This window comes from Luteibacter sp. 621, assembly GCF_050435445.1.
Taxonomy (GTDB): Bacteria; Pseudomonadota; Gammaproteobacteria; order Xanthomonadales; family Rhodanobacteraceae; genus Luteibacter.
The window spans coordinates 1-20488 of record NZ_JBNDKI010000010.1; the positions used below are offsets into that span (position 1 = coordinate 1).

The 20488-nt window shown below is 66.1% G+C and carries 18 protein-coding genes; 5 read left to right on the top strand and 13 right to left on the bottom strand.

What is annotated here, in order from left to right:
• Positions 1-200 precede the first annotated feature (200 nt).
• The 4 genes from prpC to ABIE56_RS12175 all read right to left on the bottom strand — a co-directional run bounded on the left by prpC (position 201) and on the right by ABIE56_RS12175 (position 5944).
• On the bottom strand, positions 201-1358 hold the full coding sequence (prpC, locus tag ABIE56_RS12160; RefSeq protein WP_429244073.1) for a bifunctional 2-methylcitrate synthase/citrate synthase: 1158 nt from the start codon (positions 1356-1358) through the stop codon (positions 201-203).
• Between the two features lie 12 nt (positions 1359-1370).
• Positions 1371-2258 carry a methylisocitrate lyase gene (gene prpB, locus ABIE56_RS12165; protein WP_429244074.1) on the bottom strand — a complete coding sequence of 296 codons (888 nt, stop codon included), beginning with the start codon at positions 2256-2258 and terminating at the stop codon, positions 1371-1373.
• A 74-nt stretch (positions 2259-2332) separates the two neighbouring features.
• On the bottom strand, positions 2333-4237 hold the full coding sequence (prpE, locus tag ABIE56_RS12170; protein ID WP_429244075.1) for a propionate--CoA ligase: 1905 nt from the start codon (positions 4235-4237) through the stop codon (positions 2333-2335).
• A gap of 78 nt (positions 4238-4315) precedes the next feature.
• Entirely contained in the window at positions 4316-5944 is a 1629-nt protein-coding gene (locus ABIE56_RS12175) for an alpha/beta hydrolase (RefSeq protein WP_429244076.1), read from the bottom strand.
• Between the two features lie 114 nt (positions 5945-6058).
• Here ABIE56_RS12175 and ABIE56_RS12180 point away from each other — a divergent pair, with 114 nt between their 5' ends.
• Genes ABIE56_RS12180 through ABIE56_RS12190 form a run of 3 tightly spaced genes read left to right on the top strand, consistent with a single transcriptional unit; the run spans position 6059 to position 8681 of the window.
• A complete protein-coding gene (locus ABIE56_RS12180) occupies positions 6059-6883 on the top strand; it encodes a phosphatase PAP2 family protein (RefSeq protein WP_429244077.1) in 825 nt (274 codons plus the stop codon).
• A gap of 41 nt (positions 6884-6924) precedes the next feature.
• Entirely contained in the window at positions 6925-7872 is a 948-nt protein-coding gene (locus tag ABIE56_RS12185; RefSeq protein ID WP_429244078.1) for a diacylglycerol/lipid kinase family protein, read from the top strand.
• A complete protein-coding gene (locus ABIE56_RS12190; protein WP_429244079.1) occupies positions 7869-8681 on the top strand; it encodes a metallophosphoesterase family protein in 813 nt (270 codons plus the stop codon). Before ABIE56_RS12185 ends, ABIE56_RS12190 begins: the two co-directional genes overlap by 4 nt.
• Positions 8682-8739: 58 nt before the next feature.
• Here the strand turns inward: ABIE56_RS12190 and ABIE56_RS12195 are convergent, their stop codons facing one another.
• A complete protein-coding gene (locus tag ABIE56_RS12195) occupies positions 8740-9546 on the bottom strand; it encodes an SDR family oxidoreductase (protein WP_429244080.1) in 807 nt (268 codons plus the stop codon).
• A 56-nt stretch (positions 9547-9602) separates the two neighbouring features.
• The gene (locus ABIE56_RS12200; RefSeq protein ID WP_429244081.1) at positions 9603-11162 is read right to left on the bottom strand and encodes an oligopeptide:H+ symporter; all 1560 of its coding nucleotides are present in this window, start codon (positions 11160-11162) and stop codon (positions 9603-9605) included.
• Between the two features lie 97 nt (positions 11163-11259).
• Between ABIE56_RS12200 and ABIE56_RS12205 the strand changes: the two genes are divergently transcribed.
• Positions 11260-12291, top strand: coding sequence for an oxidoreductase (locus ABIE56_RS12205; protein WP_429244082.1), 1032 nt, complete (start codon positions 11260-11262; stop codon positions 12289-12291).
• A gap of 7 nt (positions 12292-12298) precedes the next feature.
• Here ABIE56_RS12205 and ABIE56_RS12210 read toward each other — a convergent pair whose 3' ends face one another.
• Genes ABIE56_RS12210 through ABIE56_RS12225 form a run of 4 tightly spaced genes read right to left on the bottom strand, consistent with a single transcriptional unit; the run spans position 12299 to position 14699 of the window.
• Positions 12299-13165 (bottom strand): sulfurtransferase, encoded by an 867-nt coding sequence (locus tag ABIE56_RS12210; RefSeq protein WP_429244083.1) that lies wholly within the window; start codon positions 13163-13165, stop codon positions 12299-12301.
• Entirely contained in the window at positions 13159-13767 is a 609-nt protein-coding gene (locus ABIE56_RS12215; RefSeq protein ID WP_429244084.1) for an NUDIX hydrolase, read from the bottom strand. The genes ABIE56_RS12210 and ABIE56_RS12215 overlap by 7 nt, the downstream gene beginning before the upstream one ends.
• Entirely contained in the window at positions 13767-13958 is a 192-nt protein-coding gene (locus tag ABIE56_RS12220) for a DUF1289 domain-containing protein (protein ID WP_429244085.1), read from the bottom strand. The genes ABIE56_RS12215 and ABIE56_RS12220 overlap by 1 nt, the downstream gene beginning before the upstream one ends.
• 27 nt (positions 13959-13985) lie before the next feature.
• Entirely contained in the window at positions 13986-14699 is a 714-nt protein-coding gene (locus ABIE56_RS12225; protein WP_429244086.1) for an FKBP-type peptidyl-prolyl cis-trans isomerase, read from the bottom strand.
• 145 nt (positions 14700-14844) lie between these two features.
• Between ABIE56_RS12225 and ABIE56_RS12230 the strand changes: the two genes are divergently transcribed.
• On the top strand, positions 14845-15627 hold the full coding sequence (locus ABIE56_RS12230; protein ID WP_429244087.1) for an enoyl-CoA hydratase/isomerase family protein: 783 nt from the start codon (positions 14845-14847) through the stop codon (positions 15625-15627).
• 57 nt (positions 15628-15684) lie between these two features.
• Here the strand turns inward: ABIE56_RS12230 and ABIE56_RS12235 are convergent, their stop codons facing one another.
• The 3 genes from ABIE56_RS12235 to ABIE56_RS12245 form a co-directional block, all read right to left on the bottom strand.
• Entirely contained in the window at positions 15685-16566 is an 882-nt protein-coding gene (locus tag ABIE56_RS12235; protein ID WP_429244088.1) for a DUF1684 domain-containing protein, read from the bottom strand.
• A gap of 288 nt (positions 16567-16854) precedes the next feature.
• Positions 16855-18708: a DNA mismatch repair endonuclease MutL gene (gene mutL / locus ABIE56_RS12240; RefSeq protein ID WP_429244089.1), complete on the bottom strand. Its 1854-nt coding sequence runs from the start codon at positions 18706-18708 to the stop codon at positions 16855-16857.
• A gap of 60 nt (positions 18709-18768) precedes the next feature.
• Positions 18769-20391: an N-acetylmuramoyl-L-alanine amidase gene (locus ABIE56_RS12245; protein ID WP_429244090.1), complete on the bottom strand. Its 1623-nt coding sequence runs from the start codon at positions 20389-20391 to the stop codon at positions 18769-18771.
• Positions 20392-20488 lie beyond the last annotated feature (97 nt).

The following is a 20488-nucleotide window of genomic DNA, read 5'->3' on the forward strand; positions in this document are numbered from 1 at the left end:
GCCTAATAGGTACATGGCCGCGGAGCGGCATCCTTTTCGAACGCTGGAGACCTGTCTGAGCAGCGAGGGTGGGCGCCGAAGGCTCGCTGCCTCAAGGCTCAAGTGTAAGCCGCGATGGCGTAAGCCGAGCCCCCCAACGCGAAGCCGAAGGCGAGCCATAAAAAAACGGCCCCGCGGGGGGCCGTCTTCATCATTATCGATCAGCGCTTCTCGATCGGTACGTAGGTCTGGTCTTCCGGGCCCGTGTAATTCGCGCTCGGGCGGATGATCTTGCCATCCTGGCGCTGCTCGATCACATGCGCACTCCACCCCGACGTACGCGCCATCACAAACAGCGGCGTAAACATCGCCGTCGGCACGCCCATCATGTGGTATGCCGATGCCGAATACCAATCCAGGTTCGGGAACATCTTCTTCTGCTCCCACATCAGCTTCTCGATCTTCTCCGACACCTCGAACAGGCGCGGATTGCCGCCATCCGTGCACAGCTTGCGCGCGATCTCCTTGATGATCTCGTTGCGCGGATCCGACACGGTATACACCGGGTGGCCGAAGCCGATGATGATCTCCTTACGCTCGACGCGTGCGCGGATATCCGCTTCCGCCTCCGCCGCATCGCGGTAGCGTGCGATGATTTCCATCGCCACTTCGTTCGCGCCGCCGTGCTTCGGGCCACGCAGCGCACCGATCGCGCCGGTGATGCACGAATAGATATCCGAGCCGGTGCCGGCGATAACACGCGCCGTGAACGTGCTGGCGTTGAACTCGTGCTCGGCGTACAGCACCAGCGAGCGATCCAGCGAATGCGAATGCAGGTCGCTCGGCTTCTTGCCATGCAGCAAGTGCAGGAAATGCGCGGCGATGGACTCGTCTTCGGTTTCCGTCTCGATGCGCTTGCCGTTGTGGCTGAAGTGGTACCAATACAGCAGCATCGAACCGAAGCTCGCCATCAGGCGATCGGCGATATCGCGGGCGCCGGTGACGTTGTGGTCATCCTTCTCCGGCAGCACCGTGCCGAGCACCGAGGCGCCCGTGCGCATCACGTCCATCGGGTGGGTGGCGGCGGGCAGCAGTTCCAGCGCGCTCTTCACCGGTGCCGGCAGGCCGCGCAAGCGCTTGAGCTTGGCGCGGTAGGCGTTCAGCTCCATCCAGTTCGGCAGCACGCCGTGGACGAGCAGGTAGGCCACTTCCTCGAAGGAGCCCTTCGCGGCCAGGTCGTGGATGTCATAACCGCGGTAATGCAGATCGTTGCCGCTGCGGCCGACCGTGCACAGTGCGGTGTTGCCAGCAGCAACGCCGGATAGCGCGACGGATTTCTTCGGCTTCGGACCGGTCGTGGTGGTTGCGGTGTCGCTCATGCGTGACTCTCCTTAACCCTTCTGCGAGAACAATGCGTCGAGACGACGCTCGTATTCGTGGTAGCCGATGCGGTCGTACAGTTCTTCGCGCGTCTGCATCGTATCGATGACGTTGCGCTGGTGACCGTCGCGGCGGATGGCGGTGTACACGTTCTCGGCGGCCTTGTTCATGGCGCGGAACGCGGAAAGCGGGTACAGCACGATGCCCACGCCGACGCTGCCGAGTTCCTCGGTGCTGAACAGCGGGGTCTGGCCGAATTCCGTGATGTTGGCGAGCACCGGCACGTTGAGCGCATCGGTGAAGCGCTTGTAGGTGGGCAGGTCGTAGGCGGCCTCGGCGAAGATCGCATCGGCGCCCGCTTCGGCGCAGGCAATGGCGCGCTCGATGGCGGCGTCAACGCCATCCACGGCGATGGCATCGGTGCGGGCGATCAGGAAGAAATCCGGATCGGTCTTCGCATCGGCCGCCGCCTTGACGCGATCGACCATCTCGCCCGCCGTGACGATTTCCTTGCCCGGGCGATGACCGCAGCGCTTGGCGCCCACCTGGTCTTCGATATGGCAGGCGGCCGCGCCGAACTTGATCAGGCTCTTGACCGTGCGGGCGATGTTGAACGCGCTGGGGCCGAACCCGGTATCGATATCAACCATGAGCGGCAGGTCGCATACATCGGTGATCCGGCGCACATCGGTGAGCACATCATCGAGGGTGTTGATGCCCAGGTCGGGGAGGCCCAGGGAGCCCGCCGCCACGCCGCCGCCGGAAAGGTAGATGGCGCGGAAGCCGGCGCGCTTGGCCAGCAGGGCATGGTTGGCGTTGATGGCGCCGATGACCTGCAAGGGCTTTTCAGCCGCGAGGGCGGCCCGGAAGCGGGCGCCGGCCGAAGGGGGCAAGGGCATGGAAAGTCTCCGCGTAAAGACCGCCATTTTAGCGCGGGCGATCGGTAAAGGATTGTTGCGGTGCGATGGCGGGCCTAGCCCAACCGCCGCCCACAATCCGGCCCCCGCGCGATAGCCCGGCGAATCTCCTCCAACGCATTCGGGTCATCCAGGGTCGAAAGGTCCCCCGGGTCCGTGCCCTGCAGCAACGCCTGCAACGACCGCCGCAGCAATTTGCCCGAACGGGTCTTCGGCAGCGCCCCCACGACGTACACGCAACCGGGCCGCGCCAGCGCGCCCAGGAGCTCCACCACGCGGCGCTCCATGGCCTTCGCCACATCCTCCGGATGATCGGTGACACCCTGCTTCAGCGTCGCGAAGACCGCGGGCAGCTGCCCCTTCAAGTCATCGGCCACGCCGACCACCGCGACCTCCGCCACGGCGCCCAGGGTCGCCACGGATTCCTCGATCTCGCGCGTACCCAGCCGGTGGCCGGCGACGTTGATCACATCATCCGTGCGGCCAAGGATGAAGGTGTAACCATCGGCATCACGCACGGCCCAGTCGAGTGAGCTGTACAGCAGCTCCTTGAAGTGACCGAAGTAACTGCGTACGTACCGCTCATCGTCATGCCAGATCGTCGTGAGGCAGCCGGGCGGCAACGGCGGCTCGATCACCAGCACGCCCTTCTCACCCGCCGGCTTGTCTTCACCGGTAGCGTCATCGATCACGCGCATGCGAAAGCCGAAGGTGGGAAAGCCAGGTGAACCTGGCTTCACCGGCTTCAGGTCCAGGCCGGGCATCAGCGATAGCGCCGGCCAGCCTGTCTCGGTCTGCCAGTAGTTATCGATCACCGCTTTGCCCGTGCCACCCACCAGCCACTCATACGTCGGCTGGTCGAGCGGCTCACCGGCCAGGAAGATCCATTTCAATGCAGAAAGGTCGTATTGCTTCAGCCATGCCGCATCCTGCTTCTTCAGCATGCGAATGCCGGTGGGCGATGAAAACATCGTGCGCACGCCGTATTGCTCGCACAACTTCCACCAGATACCGGGATCGGGAAGGATGGGCGTGCCCTCGTAGAGGATCGCCGTGCAGCCACCGAGCAGCGGCCCGTACACGTTGTACGAGTGGCCTACCGCCCAACCCACGTCGGACGTGCACAGGATGGTCTGCCCCGGTTGCAGGTCGAAGATACTGGTCATCGATAACGCGAGCGCCACGGCGTAGCCACCGACATCGCGCTGCACGCCTTTGGGTTTGCCGGTGGTACCCGATGTGTAAAGCAGGTAGCTGGGCTCGTTGGATTCCAGCCAGGTGACCGGAACGATTTCACCCATCCGCGCGGTACGCCGCAGGGCGTAGTCCACGTCGCGGCCATCAACCCACGCCATCGCAGGGTCCAGCCCGCGATTCACCACGAGAACGCGTGGCGGTGGTGTACGGGCTTCGCGCAATGCGGCATCGACCAACGGCTTGTAGGGGATGACCTTCCCGGCACGCATGCCAGCATCGGCGCAAATCAGCAGCTTCGGCTCGGCATCATCAATGCGCAGCGCGAGGTTATGTGCGGCGAAGCCGCCGAACACCACGGAATGGATGGCGCCGATACGGGCACAGGCCAGCATGGCGAACACGGCCTCGGCGATGTTCGGCAGGTAGATGACGACACGATCGCCCTTGCCCACGCCGAGTTCCATGAGCACGGCGGCAAAGGCGTTCACCTCCGTATGCAGCTCGCGATAGGTGATTTCGCGGGTGTGTCCGGTTTCCGTGGAGACCGCGACGATGGCGAGCTGATCGCCGCGAGCGGCCAGATGGCGATCGACGGCGTTATGGCACAGGTTGGTGGTGCCACCGACGAACCAGCGGCGGAACGGCGGGTTGGATGCATCGAGGATGCGCTGGGGCGGCGTTTGCCAGTCGATCAGACGGGCCTGCTCGCCCCAGAAGGCTTCGGGTTCATCGACCGAGCGGCGCCAGCTTTCCTCGTAACCCATGTGCGTGCCTCCGGGTGGTGGCCTGAGGGTAAACGAGTGGGCGTGGGGGTGCGCTGCTACGTTGGTCGAACGCGGGTATCAATGCTTCGGCAAGCGCCCCTGGGGCTTGCCCTGCCCCGGCCGTGCCTGCTCGTACATCTCCCACGAGATTTTCTTCAACAACGCCTGGCGGTCGTCGCCCTCGGTGTACAGGTCGAAATGCGTCTTGCCGGGCAGGAACTCGATGTCGCTCTTGGCCTCGAGTTTATCCAGGGTGTCCTTGAGCAATTTCGCAGAGCCATCGAGATAGAACGTGTCAGCGGTGCCCACGATCAGGTGGATCTTGCCATCGAGATCCGGCTTGAGCGTCGGCCACTGCGTGCGCAGGCGCTGGGCGATATCGAAGTGATCGCGCCAGTAAGCGACGACATGGGGATCCACGGCGCCGGTGTCGCGGTTGAACATGGGCAGGGGGCGGCCATCCGCGCCACGCGGCGAGAACACCCATTCGAACGAGGCCAGCTGGCCGCCGTAGGCGCCGAGCACGCGCTCCAGCCGGGCAAAGGTTTCGAAGGTGGAGATCACTTCGCCCTTGTCACGTACCAGCGGGATATCCGTGCCATCCGCATGCTTGTAGGCATTGGCGTTCGGCGCGTAGAGATCGATGCCAGTGAAGTCGTGGAAATCGCTCGGGTCCGGCGAGGTCGACCAGGTGCCGCCGAAGATCTTGGGGTAGCGCGTCTGCAACCACAGGGTGGCCCAGCCACCCGACGAATGGCCATTCAGGAAGCGGCCGCTGGTCTTACCATCCATGCGGTAGCGGGTCTCCAGCCAGGGAATGTACTCGGTGGTGAGCGCCAGGCCCCAGGGGCCGTTGTTCACTGAATCGGCAAACTCGTGCGTACCGGTGGGGCCAGACTCATCAAGCAGTACCCAGATCATGGGCGGCATCTGGTTCTTCGACATGGCATCCCACAGCGTGGCGATGGTGCCGGCGAACCGATCGAAGCCGCCGCCGAAGCCATGCGTGACATACACCACGGGATACGTCGCGTTGCCTTGTTCATAGCCGGGGGGTGTTACCACCCAGGCGCGGATCGACTGCGGGCGGCCAGCGAACGCGGTGAGCGCCTTGCTCTCCAGCGTTTCGGCGTGCGCGTGCTTGCGCGCTTCCGGCAGCGCATCACGCACCGCCTGGGGCGCCGTTGGGGGGAGCTGCCACACATCACGATCGGGTACCGTCTTCGTCAGTTTCAGCGTCGGGATACTCCCGCCCGCTGTGATCTTCACGGGCGTGACGTCGCTGATCAGGTCGCCCCCGTGGCGGCCGCTGTAGTTGTAGTCGTGGCCCACATCGAGCACGGCCTGGAACAGGTACTCGCCCGGCGGAAGGCTTGAGAATCCCGACGGGAACGCTTCGCCATCCGCATCGACGTCCACGGACTGGCCCGGCGCGATCCAGCTCACCTCGCGCGCCGCTACGGAAACCGCCTTGGGCTGGAACGGGTTGGTATCCACGGATTCGACCTTGCCATCCTTCGCGGCGGCTTTCGCCTTGTCGGCGGGTGCGGCGAAGATGAGCAGGCGGCCGGAGGTACCCTTGTCGGTGGCGCCATCCAGGCTGACGCGGACGATGCGGTGCGCAAGCGGCGCACTATCGGCATGGGCGGCGGCGCCGCACGCGAGGAGCGCAAGCGCGAAGGCTGCGCGGACGGGCGTGTGCTTCATCAAGGTTCCCCTCATTCAGCCGCGGCGCGGCGACGGGTTCGATCCTGCCATGCGGGCCGGCAGGGAGGAAATGCCGGATGGCATGCCCGCCCTTGCTGGCGGGCGTGGCATGCCGTGGCACCATGGGCCACCCGCCGCCGCTTCAAGGACCCCAACCCCATGGATGCCGACTGGATCAGCCGCCACGCCATCTCGATCTGGGGCGTACTGCTTGCCGCAGCGTTGCTCGGCGCGGACGTCGGCTGGCGTCGCGCGGTTCGCCGCCGCGAGGGGCTGGATCCCGCCGCGCGCAGCTTCCTCCGGCCCACCACGGCCATGGCGGTGTTCGTGGCCATGCTGGTCATTGCATCGGTGATCGCCGTGGAGGTGCGTGAACAGGCGGGGCTGACGGTGTTCGATGCCTCGCTGGCGAGCGACCTGCGCGCCAACCTGCCCATTCCCGCGTTACGCGCGATCGCGTGGCTGACGCAACTGGGCAACTCCACCGTGCTGGCTATCGTCGCGGCACTCGTTGCCGCTGCGCTCGCCATTCGCCGTCACTGGCGCCTGGCTATCACGTGGTTGTTTACCCTCGCCGGTACCGTGCTCATCAACGGTGCGCTGAAGGCCTGGTTCCAACGCGCGCGCCCCCTGCACGATCATGGTTTCGTGGTGGAACACAGCTACAGTTTTCCCAGTGGCCACGCGTCGGGCTCCATGGTGTTCTACGGCATGCTCGCTTATGTGTTGCTGGTGATCTGCCCCCCGCGCATGCACCGCCCTATCGTGGTCGTGGCAGCGGCCATCATCACGCTGGTCGGCATCAGCCGGATCCTGCTCCAGGTGCATTACTTCAGCGACGTGATGGCGGGGTACGCCACCGGCCTGGCATGGCTCACGCTGTGTGTCGGCAGCGCTGAATACTTCCGGCTCCGCGAAGGTCGCGCCGCCACCCAGTAATTTCATGCGATCAACACGCGGCCAATGCTGTGGTTGGCGCCATGCCCAACGACCTGCCCCTTTCGATCGTGATGAATGCCGGCTCCGGCCGTGGCGATAGCGACGTCGCGCGCGGGGTGATCCGCGAGACGTTGGAGGGCGCAGGCCGCCCGCACCAGTTCTTCCTGATCGACGATGACCACCCCATCCAGGCGGTGGTCGCAAAAGCGACGACTCATGCCAGGCAGCAAGGCGGCGCCCTGGTCGCCTCCGGTGGCGATGGCACGATCAACTGCGTGGCGGGCGCCGCCTGGCGCGAACAGTTGCCGATGGGCGTGCTGCCCCAGGGCACGTTCAATTTCTTTGGCCGCACCCACAACATACCCGCCGATCCGCGTGAGGCCACGGAAGGTTTGCTGCGTGGTACGCCACGCAACGTGCAGGTGGGCATGGTGAACGACCGCCTGTTCCTGGTGAACGGCAGCCTCGGCCTTTATCCGCAGGTGCTCGAAGACCGCGAAGCATGGAAGCAACGATTCGGCCGGCACCGGCTCGTGGCACTGTGGTCGGGCCTTGCGACGATGATGCGCGGATACCGTCCGCTACGCATCGAAGTCAGCGATGGCACGCGAACCCGGCACCTGCGCACGCCAACGCTGTTCGTCGGCAATAACGCGTTGCAGCTGGAGAAGATCGGCCTGCCCGAGGCTGCCGACGTCTTCCGGAATGATGGGACGCTCGCAGGGCTGATGTTGAAACCCATCGGCCGGCTGACGATGCTGGGGCTGATCCTGCGCGGCGCACTGGGTAAGCTAGGCGATGCTGACAACGCCGTGAGTTTCCCTTTCCGCGAGATCACCGTTACGCCAAAGCACCGCCGCGAACGGTTCAAGGTGGCCGTGGACGGCGAGATCGTCTGGCTGGATCCCCCCGTTGTGTTCCGCTCCGCCCCGCGCCCCCTCGTATTGATTACCGATGGCGCGCGCGAACCAGGGGAGGACCCCGGTTGAGCCTGTTTATACAGATTTCAGATCCCCATTTCGGTACAGAGCGGCCCGATGTGGTCGAGGCGCTGAAGACGCTGATCACTACCATGGCACCGGACCTGGTGATCCTTTCCGGCGACGTGACCCAGCGAGCGCGGCGCGCGCAATTCGATGCCGCGCGCCGCTTCGTCGATAGCTATGCGCGCCCCACCCTCGCGATTCCGGGCAACCACGATGTGCCGCTGCTAAACGTATTCGCGCGGGTGTTCAATCCGTTCGGCGGGTACCGGCGGGTGTTTGGCAAGGAACTGGAGCCCGTGCACGCCAGCCACGATGCCCTGGTGATCGGCGTCAACACGGTAAGGGCTCGTCGGCACAAGAATGGCGAAGTGTCCACCGCCCAGATTGAACGTGTCTGCGCGCGGCTGCGCCAGGCCGATGACGCACAGCTTCGCATCGTCGTTACCCACCAGCCGGTGCACGTGATCCGCGAGAAGGATATCGCCAACCTTCTGATCAACCATGAGGCCGCCATCAAGGCGTGGGCCGCAGCCGGTGCCGACCTGGTGCTCGGTGGGCACATCCACCTGCCTTATGTGCGGCCCTTGAACAATGAAACGCGCAAGCTCGCCAGCGAGCTGTGGTCGGTGCAGGCCGGCACGGCGACATCGACACGCATTCGCGAGGGCATCAGCAACTCGGTGTACGTCATACGCCACGACCCGGCGGCCGATCGCGCGGCGTGCCTTGTCGAGCAGTGGGATTTCGATGAAGGCGCCCTGGCGTTCAAGCCCGGCCCCATGACCACCGTTCCCCTGGATCGCTACCTGTAGGAGCGCGCTCGCGCGCGATGGGTGCTCGCGGCAACCCCCATCGCGCGCAAGCGCGCTCCTACAGGTACTGCATTTTTCTGGAGATGCCGCCGTCTACGGTGAAGTTTTCGCCAGTGATGAAGCCCGCTTGCGAGGACAGCAGAAACACCGCCAGCGCACCGATATCCGGTGGCACGCCCGCGCGGCCGACCGGATGCTGTGCGTGATCGGCCGCGGATAGCCTCGGCTTCTTCCGCTGCGACGGCTTCTTCCAGTCATCCACCACGATCCAGCCGGGGTTGATGGCATTCACCCGCACGGGCCCGGCGCTGATGGCCAGCGCGTGGGTGAAGGCGAGCATGCCGCCCTTGCTTGCCGCGTAGGCCTCGCTATGCGGTTCGGATTGATGCGCTCGGGTGGACGCGATGTTGACGATCGCTCCGTTCGCGGCCTTTAACGAAGGCAGCGCGTGCTTGCAGCAAAGGAACACGCCGCCAAGGTTGGTCTCGATGCGGCGCTTCCAGTCAGCCCAGTCCATCGATTCGATGGGCACATTGTGTGGATCGGCGATGCCGGCGTTGTTCACCAGGCCATCGATGCGGCCGAAGCGGCGCAACGCGCCAGCGACGAAGCGCTTCACACTGGCTTCCTTCGATACATCCAGCGTGAAGAACGCAGCGCGATCACGCGCGTCCCATTCCTTAAGGCAGGCCTCGCCCGCCTCCGCATCCAGGTCGCCGATGACGACGCGGCCGCCGGCTTCCAGCACGGCCTGGGCAATGCCCTTGCCGACACCCTGCGCACCACCGGTAACCAGGATGACCTTGCCGGGCCACTCACTCGCTGCGCCAGCGGGCAACGGCGCGGCATGCTGGGATTTGACCATGGGGAGGCTCCGGGCAAGGGGACGGACGGCACTGTATAACGCCGGCCCCATGCAGGTTATGTCGAGCGGTAGTAATCCACGACCGGGTAGCGGCGCGCGTAAAGTCCGAAGGCCAGGGCCGCAACGCCGGCGAACGCCGCGAAGAAGAACATCTGGAAGGCCGTGGCGCCCATGCCGGTGTGGGCAATACCCGCCAGCACCGCCTCGTTGCGCACGCCGGCATTGGCCAGCAACACCCACAGGTTGCCGACGGTGACGCTCAGCGTCCAGAAACTCATCAGCGTGCCCTTCATGGAAGGCGGCGCCTGGCTATAGGCAAATTCCAGGCCCGTGGCGGAGACCAGCACCTCCCCCATCGTCAGGAACACGTAGGGCAGGATCTGCCACGCGATATGCACGGGGCTGCCGCCATCCAGCGCAAGCTGGAGCGCACCGACCACCACCCAGGCGATGGCCGAGAACACGATGCCCGCGGTCATCCGGCGCAGCGCGGTCGGTTCGATGCCTGCACGGCGCAGCAGTGGGTACAGCACCAGGTTATTGAACGGGATGAGCAGCAGTACCAACGCGGGATTCACCGCCTGCATTTGCGCAGGGTGCAGCCATGCGGGCGCCTGCATGGTGTTGGCCTGTAGCACCCACGTCGAGGCTTTCTGATCGAACAGCGACCAGAACGGGGTAACCAGCGCAAAGACCACCAACACGCGCAGCACCACGGCCACGCCATCGATCGCCTCGGCGGGATGCACGCCGCGCACGCGCTCCAGTTGCAGCCGGGTCCCCACCACCATCCCTGCCAGCAACAGCACCAGCGCGACGCACAGGGTGGCGACGATGCCCAGCGTGGGCATGAGGGCCAGGGATCCCAGCGCGAGTACGAGCGAGGCGACCGCAACCACGAGTCCCGGGCGGCCCTGCCCCGGCGCCTGCGCCAGCAAGGCACTCTTCACGACCTGACCAAAGCCATGGGGATCGTGTCGGGTCGGCGGCAGCATCACGTAATGCTTGCGGCCCATCCAGAAGACGACGGTGGCGATGAACATCAATACGCCTGGCAGGCCGAACGCGACCTTGGCACCGTACTCACGCAGGAAGAACGGCATGAGCAGCGAGGCCAGGAACGAGCCGACGTTGATGATCCAGTAGAAGGCATCGAACACCACCTTCGCGAGCTGCCGGTTGCTCTCGTCGAACTGGTCGCCGACGAACGCGGCGACGCAAGGCTTGATACCGCCCGCACCCAGCGCGATCAGGCCAAGCCCCGTATAGAAGCCCGCCACGCTGTGTTCAAACAACGCCAGGCAGAGGTGGCCCACGCAGTACACCAGGCTCAGCCAGAGCACGGTGCGGTATTTGCCCAGGAACCGGTCGGCCAGCCAGCCGCCCAGCAGCGGGAAGAAATACACGCCGATCACGAAGGCGTGGAAGACATCCTTGGCGGCACCCGCGCGTGCTTCTTCGGGCAGGTAAAGCAGCAGCGACGTGACAAGGAACGGCGTGAGGATGTTGCGCATGCCGTAGAAGCTGAAGCGTTCGCAACCCTCGTTGCCGATGATGTAGGGAACCTGGCGGGGTAGCCGGGCGCGCGGGACGGCATCGATTTCGAAGGCACTCATGGACTTACCGGGTGGCGTTCAAACAAGGGCAGGATCCTAAACGAAACGCTGAGGTGTGCCGCGTTACCCTTGGGGCCTGTCCACGCCTGGAACGCCCATGCACCCCATCCCCACAGGCCTGATTGGCTACGGCACGGCAGGCGCTTTCTTCCATGCGCCGCTCATCGCGGCAGCGGAAGGCCTGCGCCTGGCCGCCATCGGCAGCCGCCGCGTCGAGGAGATTTCCCGCGACTTCCCCGAGGCGCGAGCGTACGAAAATCCTCAAGATCTGCTCAGCGACCCCGCCATCGAACTGGTCGTTATCGCCTCACCCAACGATACCCATGCCTCGCTCGCCCGCGCGGCGCTCGATGCGGGTAAGCACGTCGTGGTGGACAAGCCGTTTACGCTCAACGCGGCGGAAGCTGAAGCGCTGATCGCCCTGGCCGCGGAAAAGCGCCGCCTGGTCTCGGTGTTCCAGAACCGCCGCTGGGATAACGATTTCCTGACCGTGCGCCGCCTGGTCGAGGACGGCCGCCTCGGCGAGGTCGTGTACTTCGAAGCGCATTTCGACCGCTTCCGGCCCGAGATCAAGCAGGGCTGGCGGGAGACCGAAGTGCCGGGCTCAGGCCTGCTGTATGACCTGGGTGCGCACCTGATCGACCAGGCCCTGGTGCTGTTCGGCCTGCCGCGCGCGGTGACCGCCGATGTCACCCGCCAGCGCGCCGCAGCCAAAGTGGATGATTACTTCCACCTCGTGCTGGATTACGGCCACCGCCGCGCGGTGCTGCACGCCTCGGTGCTGGTCCGCGATCCGGGCCCGCGTTACCTGGTTCATGGCGATGGCGGCAGCTTCGTGAAATACGGTATCGATGGCCAGGAAGCCGCGCTGCGCGAAGGTAAGCGCCCGGGCGGCCCGGGCTGGGGCGAGGATGATCCGGCCCTGTTCGGCCGCTTTACCGACGCCGACGGTACGAGCACCACGATCGATACCCTGCCCGGACGTTACACCGCGTATTACGACGGCGTGGCAGCGGCCATTCGCGGCGAGCACGAACTGCCCGTGCTTGCGCAGGAAGCACGCGATGTCATCCGGGTGATTGAAGCGGCGCAGATTTCAGCGCGCGAACGCCGGACCGTATCGCTCTGAGGCAGGATCAATGATCGCCCGTCGCGACCGGGTGTGACCGATCGGCCACCCATCCCGACCATGACGGCGCGAACAAGCGTGACCCGCACAGCCCGGCGTATTCCATCGCCAGCAGGTTGTGGCATGCGGTCACGCCTGACCCGCACATGTGCACCACTTCTTCGGCGTGGTGCGGGCCGATGATCGCCTCGAACGCCTTGCGCAGTTCCTCAGGCCGGCGGAAGAACCCGTGGGCATCGAGGTTGTCGGCGAACGGACGGTTCCGCGCGCCGGGTACATGCCCGGCGACGGGGTCCAGCGGCTCTACCTCGCCGCGGTAGCGCGGCGTCGCGCGAGCGTCGAGCAGTACGATACGACCGCTGGTTAGCCCTGTCGTCAACTCGTCCACCGAGACCATCCCGGACGAGTCGAAGCAGGCTTCCACGCTAGTCGGCGCGCGCGTCGGCACGGCACTATCCACCGGCAGCCTCGCCGCGAGCCACGCAGGCCAGCCACCGTCGAGTACCGCCACGTTATCCAGCCCAGCCAGGCGCGCCAGCCACCAGAACCGTGCCGCCGCGAGCGCGCCGCCGGCCCCGTCGTAGGCAACGACCTGAACATCGGGGCGCCAGCCAATCCGCGAGAGGAAGGCTTCGAAAGCATCGCGGTGAGGCAACGGATGCCGGCCACGCTCATCGACCGGCATGGGCGTCGGCATATCCGCCAGTTCGCGGTCCAGATCGGCTCGCACCGCACCGGGGATGTGTGATTCCGCGTAGTCGCGATCGCCCTTCGATGCATCGACCAGGTCGAACCGGCAATCGACGAAGAGCACTTCATCCGCCGGAAGGTTCGCGGCCGTGGCCGCATCGATCAGGGTGCGCGAAATCAGCATGGCTGGTGACCCATTCGCTTAAGCAGGTTGAACAACATGGCCGCGGTGGCGCCCCAGATGCGATAGCCCGCATGCAGGAACTCGACCATCTCGCGGTTGTGCCCGCGGAAATCCATACGGTAGCGGCGCAGGTTCGCCGGATCGGTGAAGAATGCGAACGGCACTTCAAAGACTTCGGCGACTTCGCCGGGGTCTGGCTTCAGGGGCGCATCGGCTGCCACCCGCGCGACCACTGGGGTCACGCTGAAACCGCTGATCGTTTCCATGGCTTCGAGGTAACCGAGCGGCGTGACGAAGCGCTCATCCAGCCCAATTTCTTCCCAGCTTTCGCGCAGGGCCGTCGCGACCACATCGGCATCATCGGCCTCGACGCGCCCGCCCGGGAATGCGACCTGCCCGGCGTGCTGCTGGAGCGTGTCGGTGCGCAGCGTAAAGAGCACGTTCTGCTCGCGATCATCCCGGATGCCAATCAGCACCGCCGCACGCCGGCGGGGCACGTCGCCAATCAAGCGCACCATGTCGTCGTGGTTCCAGCCGTGCGGACCCGGGGGCGCCTCCAACGGAAGCAGTGCACCGTGCAATCGCGCCAGCAGGTCGTCCATCAGCCAGCCTGCCGGTGCGGGAGGACTTCATCCATGATCCACAGCTTCTGCTCATCGCTCAGGGTGCGCCACGCGGCAATCTCGCCGCCGGTGCGCAGGCAGCCCTCGCACAGGCCGCGTGCATCCAGCCGGCATACACCGGTACAGGGCGTCAGGGGCAGGCTGGTGGGTGGCGGGGGAAGGATGGCCATAGCTGTGGCCATTCTAGCGCGGGCGGCTTACTGGCGGATGTCGACCAGTTCGATCTCGAACACCAGGGCCTCGTTGGGCCCGATGCGCGGCAGTTCGCCGCGCTCGCCGTAAGCCAGCTGCGGCGGGATCACCACCTTCCATTTATCGCCCACATGCATACGCGGGATCACATCCTGCCAGCCCGGGATCACCCGGTTGACCGTAAACGTGACCGGCTTGCCGTGCGCGTAGGAGCTGTCGAATTCCGTGCCATCGATCAGGGCACCACGGTAATTCACCACCACCGTGCTGGTGACCTGGGCCTGCGGGCCGCGCCCTTTCGCCAGCACGTTGTACTGAATGCCGGAGGGCAGCGTGACCACACCCGCCTTCACCTTGTTTTGTGCCAGGAAAGCCGCGCTGCGCTGCGCGTTGGCAAGCGCCACGCGGCGGAACTCCACCATGGAATCGCGCTGCACCTTGGCGTCGAAGTTCACCAGTTGCTGCTGCATGACATCGATGGGGACACCCGGCGCGCGCTTGGCGTAGCCATCCTGCAGGGCCTTCACCAGGATGCCGATATCGACATCGGGCTGCGCGCTGTTCGCGAACTGCGTGCCGATCTGGTAACCGATGGCGTACGACAGCTTCGTCTTGTCGATAGCCGGCGCACCCGAAGCCGGCGCCGGGGGCGCTGATTGGGCGAAGGCCGTGCCGCAGCACAGCCCGATGGCAATAACGAACAGACGCGAGGGTGACATCCCGTTCTCCGTGGACCCGGATCCCCGGGCACGCGTGGAGGATAGTCCATTGGCGCCGCCCGGTGCCCGTAAGGGGTAAGACGCCATTCGGGGGGCAAGAGTTCCCCTGTTACCATCCGCGTTTTCCCCTCACGCCGGAATCACCATGGCCTTCCGCACCCTTGCCACCGCCGACCGCGGCGCCGTCCGCACCATCACCATCAACCGCCCCGAAAAACTCAACGCGCTCAATCGCGAGACGATCGGCGAGCTGACCCTGGCCTTCCGCCAGGCCCAGCAGGACGATGCCGTGCGCGTCGTGGTGCTGGCCGGTGCGGGCGAGAAGGCCTTCGTGGCGGGTGCGGATATCTCCGAGATGACCGCATGGTCGCCGGTGAAGGCCCAGGCCGCCTCGCGCGCGGGCCAGGAGCTGATGTCGTCGGTCGAGCGCCTGGGCAAGCCGGTGATCGCGAAAATCCAGGGCTTCGCCCTCGGCGGCGGCATGGAGCTGGCCATGGCCTGCCACCTGCGCGTGGCCAGCGAGAAGGCGAAGTTCGGCCAGCCTGAGATCGGCCTGGGGCTGATTCCCGGCTTCGGCGGGACCCAGCGCCTCACCCGTCTCACTGGCCGTGGCGTGGCGCTGGAGCTGTGCCTGTTGGGCCAGCAGATCGATGCGGCCCGCGCGGAGCGCCTGGGCATCGTCACCCGCGTGGTGCCGGCGGAGGAACTGGATACCGCGGTAGACGCGATGGCCGACCAGCTGGCCGCTGCCGCGCCGCTCGCGCTGAAGGGGATCCTCGAGGCGGTGATCGAAGGCGGCGAGTGCGCGATCGATCAGGGCCTTGCGTTTGAAACGCAGGGTTTTGCCATTGCGTTCTCAACCCAGGATATGCGCGAGGGAACGTCGGCGTTCCTGGAGCGCCGCAAGGCGTCGTTCAAAGGCCAGTAAGCGGCGCCGTTGCCAGGCAGCGAGCTCTTGTAGGAGCTCGCTTGCGCGCGATGCGCTTCACGGATGCCCGCGGTAATTCTTCTCACCGGCGGTAATGCGCACGTCCAACCGGTTCTCCGGCGGTGCCAGCGGGCACGTCGCATACGGCGTGAACGCACACGGCGGGTTGCGGGCTTCGTTGAAATCGAGCACGAGTTTGCCGTCCTTCGCCAGCGGTGTATCGAGGAAACGCGCCGCGCCGTAGGTTTCCTTGCCGCTCGTGCGGTCGGCGAAGACGAAGAACAGCGAATTCGGTTCCTCCTGGATCGGGTAGAGTTCGAAGGTCTGGCCATCGCGCGTGAACACCGCCTTGCCCGGCACCTTCTCTTTGTCGATCGTGCCCAGCACAGAGCCGATTTCCAGCTCGTGCGGCGGATCGAACGGTACCCAGTCGGCGACCACGCGCCACGACGGATCGATCGCGAAGTAATCCAGGCCAAGGAAGTGCGTGCGGGTCTCCGCGTTCTCGTCCTTCACGCGCAACGCCTTGCGACCGTCGCGGGCGATGACGAAGAACTGCGCGGAACCGAAGCGCACTTCGGTCGGTTTGTGGCCCGGGGAATCGTCCACCAGCGTGGCCCGTTCCACGTCACGGCCATCCACCAGGGCACCGCTGTTCTTCGCCAGTTCAATCGTCGCGCTGCCGTTGTCATCCAGCGTGATGGTGCCAAGGTGCGCCGGGCCGGCCTTCAGCACGATGTCGTTATCGGCGGCACTGCCGATACGATTGGCGCCGGGTTGCAGCCATTCCAGGCCGATCAGGCTTAGCCAGCCATCGGGGGCCGTGAGGGCGGCGAGGCGTTCCGCGCGAGCTTTCGTCACCGAAGCGGTTTCGTCGGCGGCGATAGCGCTGCCGGTGGCCATGGCCACGGCGGAGGCGAGGGCGAACATGCGAATCATAAGGAACCTCTGGGATTCTTAGCCCCTGTAGGAGCGGGGGGGGGGGGGGGGGGGGGGGGCGGGCCGGGGGGGGGGGGGGGGGGGGGGGGGGCCGGCCCCGCCAGAACAGGAAGGAGTGCGGCCGGCGCGGGGCCGGCGGGCGGCGCCGCCGGCGCCCCCCCGGCCCCGCCCCCGGGGGGGCGGGCGCGACCCAACCCAAAAAAAACCCCCCCCTCCTTCCCCCCCCCCCCCCCCCCCGGCGCGCCCCCCCCCCCCCCCCCCCCCCCCCGCTCCTACAGGGGCGGCGGCTTATCTGCCGCGGAGGAAGAGTTTGTCGAGTTCGGCGAGCGAGAGCTGCACCCAGGTCGGACGGCCGTGGTTGCATTGGCCGCTGCGCTCGGTGGCTTCCATCTCGCGCAGCAGCGCGTTCATTTCCGGCACGCCCAGACGGCGGCCGGCACGGACCGAGCCGTGGCAGGCCATCGTGGAGAGGAGCTCGTTCTCGAGCTCCTCCAGGCGGCGCGAACTGCCGTGCTGGGCAAGTTCGCTGAGCACATCGCGAGTTAGCTGGGCCACGTCCGCGCCTTCCAGCAGCGAAGGGATGCGGCGCACGACCACGCCCGAGGGACCACTGCGGGACAGCTCCAGGCCCCACTCGGCGAGCGCTTCGGCGTGCTCTTCGGCGGCAGCCGCTTCCTTGGCGCTGACCGCGATCGACAAGGGCACCAGCAGCATCTGCGAACGCAGGTTGGCGGTGACGCGACCGTTCTTCAGTTTCTCGTAGGTAATGCGCTCGTGGGCGGCGTGCATATCGACCAGCACCAAGCCGTGCGCATTTTCCGCGAGCACGTAGATGTTCTTCAGCTGCGCAATGGCGTAGCCCAGCGGCGGCACGTCATCGCCCTGCTCCGGGTCCTGCGCCAGCGTGGGCGACCATGATGCGGCAGGCCGCGGTGCAAACGTGGTCGGCGCGCCGTGGTTCGCCGCACCCATCAACGTGGCGTAGTCGGCCAGCGGCTCTTCGCGCACACCCAGGTTCAGCCGTGATTGGCTGGCCTGTTGCGGCCATGCGGGCATCGACGGCATGGGCTGCGACGCGCGCATCTCGTAAGCACCGGTGGCGGTAGCCGCGACCGGCGTCAGTGCATCCTGCGCGGCGGCACCGGCGCGCGTCTGCGATAGCGCCTCGTGCAGGGTGCGGAACAGGAAGTCGTGGATGAGGCGCTGCTCGCGAAAACGCACTTCGCTCTTCGCGGGATGCACGTTCACATCCACACCCGCCGGATCGACATCAAGGAACAGCACGAACACCGGGTGCCGGCCATGGAAGAGCACATCGGCATACGCCTGGCGTACCGCATGGGCGACGATACGATCGCGCACCAGGCGGCCGTTGACGTAGAAGTACTGCTGATCGGCCTGCGAGCGTGACGCAGTCGGCAGGCCGACCCATCCGGAAAGACGCATGCCCGCGGCTTCGTGTTCCACGCGCAGGGCCTGGCCAGGGAACTCGGGCCCGAGCACTTCGGCCACACGCGCCAGGGCGGCGTGCTCATCGCGCGCGGGCTTCAGCAGGCGTACCGGCTTGCCGTTGTGCGTGAGGCGGATGTCGACGCCTTCGCGTGCGAGCGCGAGTGACTTGAGCAGGTCATCGATGTGCGCGAATTCTGTCCGCTCGGCGCGGAGGAACTTGCGCCGGGCGGGTACGTTGTAGAACAGGTCACGCACTTCGATGGTGGTGCCAGGCGGATGTTGCGCGGGGCGCGCATCGGTGTACCTGCCACCATCCACTTCGATGCGCCACGCGGCATCCTGGCCGGCGTGCCGCGAGGTAAGCGAGAAGCGGGCGACTGACGACACGGAGGCGAGCGCCTCGCCGCGGAAGCCCATGCTGGCGACGCGCTCAAGGTCGTCGAAACTGGCGATCTTGCTGGTGGCGTGGGAGGCGACGGCCAGGGGCAGTTCCTCGCGCGGGATACCGCCGCCGTCGTCGCGCACGCGGATGAGCCGGACGCCACCCTGCTCGATATCCACCTCGATGCGGCGGGCGCCGGCATCGATGCTGTTCTCCACGAGTTCCTTCACCACCGAGGCAGGACGCTCGATGACTTCACCCGCCGCGATCTGGTTGATCAGCTCGGGCGGAAGGGGACGGATGGGCATGGGCGTGGCCTGGCGATCACTTACAAGCCAGAAGGATAGCCCAACGGGGACCCCGGCCGCTTAGCCGGACGGGATCACCATGACGGAGCCGACGCGCACCGTATTGTCGTTCATCTTGTTGGCGAGCTTGAGCGCGCCTACCGAAACACCGTACTGCTGGGCGATGCCGGTCAGGGTCTCGCCGCGGCCCACGCGGTGCAGATCACGGATGTTGTCGTCCGCACGGCCGCTGGCGCCCTTCTTTGCCGGCGTATCGGCCTTCGCTACGACCTTCGAGGCCTTCGCCGGCGCCGGCGGCGCCTTCGCTACCGACTTCGGCGACGGCTTGGCATCGCTGCTGTCGTCGCCGCTATCGGCCGATTCGACCGGCGCGGGCGTGGACGCCACATAGGTACCGTTGCGGCGCGCCGCCTGGGCGGCGAACCAGGTGCCCGGCGGGGGCATCGATTCAAAATAGTTGCGCACGCCGCCGAGCACGGCGTTGGCCAGCTCCTGGCGGTGGCCTTCGTTGCGCAGGCGGGTTTCTTCCGACGGATTGGTGATGAACGCGGTTTCCACCAGGATCGACGGCACATCGGGCGAACGCAGCACCACGAAGTTGGCGCGTTCCACGTAGCCGCGATGGGTCGGGCCAAGGCGGCCCAACGCCTTCAGCACGTTGCCAGCGATTTGCTCCGACGCCTGCATGGCGTAGCCCTGCTGCAGGTCGAGCAGCACGGCCGCCAGCGAATCGTCCTTGTCATCCAGGGACACACCGCCGACCAGGTCGGCGCGGTTTTCGCGATCGGCCAGCCAGCGTGCGGCTTCCGACGTTTTACCGCGCGGGGAAAGCACCCACACAGACGAGCCCTTGGCATCACTGTTCTTGAACGCATCCGCATGGATCGACACGAACATGTCCGCGTTGTGCTCGCGGGCGATCTGGTAGCGGCGCTTCAGCGGGATGAAGTAATCGCCGTTGCGGGTAAGCACGGCCTGCATACCCGGCTGGCGGTTGATCTGGTCGGCCAGCTCGCGCGCCACCATCAGGGTGACGTCCTTCTCGCGCAAGCCCGTGGCGCCCTTGGCGCCGGGGTCTTCGCCGCCATGGCCGGCATCGATCGCGACCACGACCTTGCGGCCACCGCCGGCCATGGGCGGTACGCCGGCCGGGATGGTCTTGCCGCTGCGGCCCTTCGACGGCGCCGTGGCCACGGGGGCTTCGGCCGGGGCATCGGCCACGGCCTTCGCGACAGCCGGGGCATCGTCGTCACCCGGCGCATTGTCACCGGGGTCGGTCTGGCCGCCGGGATACAGATCCAGCACCAGGCGGTAGCCGTAATCGCCAGCCGGCTTGAGCAGGAAGCTCTTGGGCTTGGCCTTCGGATCGACCATGGCGATCATGCGGGCGGTGGCGCCCTGCTTCCCCGTGCTCATGGACTTGAACAGGCCCTGCCCGCCCGGCGCCGAGAAATCCGGCGCCACGGCGCTGCCGGCGATATCCAGCACCACGCTGCCCGGGGTATCACCCTGGGACATCTTGTAGGTAGCCGGCCCGGAAAGATCGAAGACCACGCGCGTGTATTCGGGGCCAGCCCAAACGCGTGCAGCCTTCACGTCAGCCGCATTCGAGGCGGCAGGCGCCAGCGTCGCGACGGCGGTCACGCACGCAAGGAGCCCTAGTTTGTTAGTGATTCCCCTCATATGGCCCGGATTGAACTCCATGCGCCCGCGGATTGCAAGATTTTTTCCCTTGCTAATCCATAACCTGCGAACACTTCGTCAACGACCGTACAGGAAT

What these genes read in the sequence shown, in the direction of transcription:
- ABIE56_RS12195 (WP_429244080.1), bottom strand. Translation starts at nt 9,546, where the DNA reads ATGGTCAAATCCCAGCATGCCGCGCCGTTGCCCGCTGGCGCAGCGAGT.
- ABIE56_RS12200 (WP_429244081.1), bottom strand. Translation starts at nt 11,162, where the DNA reads ATGAGTGCCTTCGAAATCGATGCCGTCCCGCGCGCCCGGCTACCCCGC.
- ABIE56_RS12235 (WP_429244088.1), bottom strand. Translation starts at nt 16,566, where the DNA reads ATGATTCGCATGTTCGCCCTCGCCTCCGCCGTGGCCATGGCCACCGGC.
- ABIE56_RS12220 (WP_429244085.1), bottom strand. Translation starts at nt 13,958, where the DNA reads ATGGCCATCCTTCCCCCGCCACCCACCAGCCTGCCCCTGACGCCCTGT.
- ABIE56_RS12225 (WP_429244086.1), bottom strand. Translation starts at nt 14,699, where the DNA reads ATGTCACCCTCGCGTCTGTTCGTTATTGCCATCGGGCTGTGCTGCGGC.
- mutL (WP_429244089.1), bottom strand. Translation starts at nt 18,708, where the DNA reads ATGCCCATCCGTCCCCTTCCGCCCGAGCTGATCAACCAGATCGCGGCG.
- prpB (WP_429244074.1), bottom strand. Translation starts at nt 2,258, where the DNA reads ATGCCCTTGCCCCCTTCGGCCGGCGCCCGCTTCCGGGCCGCCCTCGCG.
- ABIE56_RS12245 (WP_429244090.1), bottom strand. Translation starts at nt 20,391, where the DNA reads ATGAGGGGAATCACTAACAAACTAGGGCTCCTTGCGTGCGTGACCGCC.
- ABIE56_RS12205 (WP_429244082.1), top strand. Translation starts at nt 11,260, where the DNA reads ATGCACCCCATCCCCACAGGCCTGATTGGCTACGGCACGGCAGGCGCT.
- ABIE56_RS12215 (WP_429244084.1), bottom strand. Translation starts at nt 13,767, where the DNA reads ATGGACGACCTGCTGGCGCGATTGCACGGTGCACTGCTTCCGTTGGAG.
- ABIE56_RS12230 (WP_429244087.1), top strand. Translation starts at nt 14,845, where the DNA reads ATGGCCTTCCGCACCCTTGCCACCGCCGACCGCGGCGCCGTCCGCACC.
- ABIE56_RS12175 (WP_429244076.1), bottom strand. Translation starts at nt 5,944, where the DNA reads ATGAAGCACACGCCCGTCCGCGCAGCCTTCGCGCTTGCGCTCCTCGCG.
- ABIE56_RS12185 (WP_429244078.1), top strand. Translation starts at nt 6,925, where the DNA reads ATGCCCAACGACCTGCCCCTTTCGATCGTGATGAATGCCGGCTCCGGC.
- prpE (WP_429244075.1), bottom strand. Translation starts at nt 4,237, where the DNA reads ATGGGTTACGAGGAAAGCTGGCGCCGCTCGGTCGATGAACCCGAAGCC.
- prpC (WP_429244073.1), bottom strand. Translation starts at nt 1,358, where the DNA reads ATGAGCGACACCGCAACCACCACGACCGGTCCGAAGCCGAAGAAATCC.
- ABIE56_RS12210 (WP_429244083.1), bottom strand. Translation starts at nt 13,165, where the DNA reads ATGCTGATTTCGCGCACCCTGATCGATGCGGCCACGGCCGCGAACCTT.